We start from the raw sequence: 2,009 nt of genomic DNA on the forward strand, positions 1-2,009 counted from the left end.
AGTTAGTTAGCACGCTCGGGGAATCAACAAGCCAATTAGTCTTTTATTTCAAAACAACTTATGGTAACGAGTTGATAAAAAGTTTTTTTTAGTGGCACCCTCCTTTTCCTGACCAGGCTATTAGTTACTTTTTTCACCATTGCCAAGGGGAATCAGACCCCTGCCAATCTGTTCGATCAACTCGTTGAGACTCAATCCCCGTTCAATTGCGATCGCACCAATTTCCTCCATCCTACCGACGTTACCTGGATATAAGCTACATAGCAGCATATCTGCCGACAGCGAAGATTTTTTGTGCGGTTAATTGCAAGTCGGGAAAGATTGATGAAATAAGCCGATCGTCATTTTGAAACAACTGTTTTTGATACTCGTCTTCTCGCAGCGTACAAATTGTAACTGTCGGCTGTTTGGGTTTGCCAATATATTCTCTGCCACCAATGCCCAAATAGTCAACAATCCAATACTCAGGCACTCCAAGCAGGGCGTAATCTTCAACTTTGCGGGCATAATCGTTCTGCCAGTTAGTGCTAACAACTTCAGCAATCAGTTTAATTGAAGAACCTGATGTAATTACAGGTTCTTGTTGCCACAAATGTTCATTAATTAGTCGAGTTTGGTCTAATACAAGCACATCGGGGCGAAAGGCTGTTGCTGTTCCTAATAGTTTGATGAGACAGCGAGAGGGGATAAGGTAGGGTAGATCCAGGCGGTCAATTTCTACATTCAGTTTTCGTCCCAGAAAACCGGATACTTGTTCGTGCGGCCCTGTTGGTTCCATTTCGGTTAATTCACCATCAATCAGTTCGTAGCAATCGCTGTCGCCGTAGTTTGTAATAAATTCATCAACAGTTATAAGTTTTGGAGGTGATTGAACCATTGTGTTTATTCCTCATCCGACGGCAATGTACGTCTTTATTCAAAGCCTCGCCATACCTGAAAGATTGGCTGTGGGTTGTTTGCGACTTTGTTCCTCGGCGTCAGTCAAAGTAATCTTGCGCCTACCAATCTGTTCGATCAACTCGCTCAAACTCAATCCGCGCTCTCTAGCAATAGCGCGAAAACCTTCCCACCCCGCAGATGTTACCTGAATGTTCCTTTGCTTTTTTGGCTCCTCATATCGAGGTTCGCCTCCGCCTAACTTTAAATTAGCTAGAGAGTTGGGGTGGAGCTGCGTTCCTTTGCTTGGGGGCATTTTGCAACATTATCCTTTCGACTTTTTTCTTTATTATCCCACATTACGAGCAAATTTCCGTGGTACTATAGGTAATATGGAATCAACCTATACGAGTCAACTTCTTCAATCTGGTGTCTGGCTTTGGGGCTGGCAAGTCAGGGGTTGACTTATCTCAGCAGGCACTAGGAAATGCACCCAACTCAGGAGACACCGGGCAGCGAGCAGCGTCAACCTTTAGTAGTTTTGCGAGGCTCAACCCGAAAGCACCACCACACTGTTGCAGACTCCCTGCGGATTGACCCAAATTTCCAAACGCTTATCCCTCCTTTGAGTGCGAGCGAGTTTGCTACCTTAGAAGCCAGCATTCAAGAGAAAGGGTGTCGGGACCCTTTGGTGGTTTGGGCTGAGGAAAAAATTCTCATCGACGGTCACAACCGCTATGCTATTTGTACGGCGCACGGCATCCCCTACCAAACTGTAGAGATGTCTTTCGACAGCCCTAACACCGTCAAAGTTTGGATGCTCCTCAATCAACTGGGCCGCCGCAATCTCACGTCTGAGTCAGTCAGCTATTTGCGCGGCACTTGGTACGAACTCACCAAACAGTCCCGCGGCGGAGACAGAAAATCAAGTGGTCATTTTGACCACTTGAAAACAGAGACAAAGTTGGGGGCACAGTTCAAGGCATCCCCAAAAACAATTCGCAGAGACGCTCAGTTTGCTAAAGCAGTAGACACCCTGAGTTCTATTGGAGGAGAGGATATGAAGTGGAAAATACTGAATCGCTCTGCGGGGATGACCAAGAAGCAGGTCATCGCTTTGGCGATTGATGCTC

General features: G+C 46.2%; 3 protein-coding genes and 1 pseudogene. 1 reads left to right on the forward strand and 3 read right to left on the reverse strand.

Annotated elements, in window-relative coordinates; translation table 11 throughout:
- Positions 1 to 120 precede the first annotated feature (120 nt).
- From QUB30_RS33435 to QUB30_RS33445, 3 genes are read right to left on the reverse strand one after another with little or no spacing between them, the layout of a single operon-like run.
- Positions 121 to 270, reverse strand: a complete 150-nt coding sequence (locus QUB30_RS33435) for a hypothetical protein (RefSeq protein WP_333342625.1) — start codon at positions 268 to 270, stop codon at positions 121 to 123.
- Positions 257 to 877, reverse strand: coding sequence for a Uma2 family endonuclease (locus QUB30_RS33440; protein ID WP_333342628.1), 621 nt, complete (start codon positions 875 to 877; stop codon positions 257 to 259). Before QUB30_RS33440 ends, QUB30_RS33435 begins: the two co-directional genes overlap by 14 nt.
- Positions 878 to 916: 39 nt before the next feature.
- Positions 917 to 1,192 (reverse strand): hypothetical protein, encoded by a 276-nt coding sequence (locus tag QUB30_RS33445; protein ID WP_015179741.1) that lies wholly within the window; start codon positions 1,190 to 1,192, stop codon positions 917 to 919.
- A gap of 171 nt (positions 1,193 to 1,363) precedes the next feature.
- Between QUB30_RS33445 and QUB30_RS33450 the strand changes: the two are divergent.
- Positions 1,364 to 2,009: pseudogene (locus QUB30_RS33450) on the forward strand (hypothetical protein); the annotation flags it as partial.

This window comes from Microcoleus sp. BROC3, assembly GCF_036702515.1.
In the GTDB taxonomy this organism is placed as follows: Bacteria; Cyanobacteriota; Cyanobacteriia; order Cyanobacteriales; family Microcoleaceae; genus Microcoleus.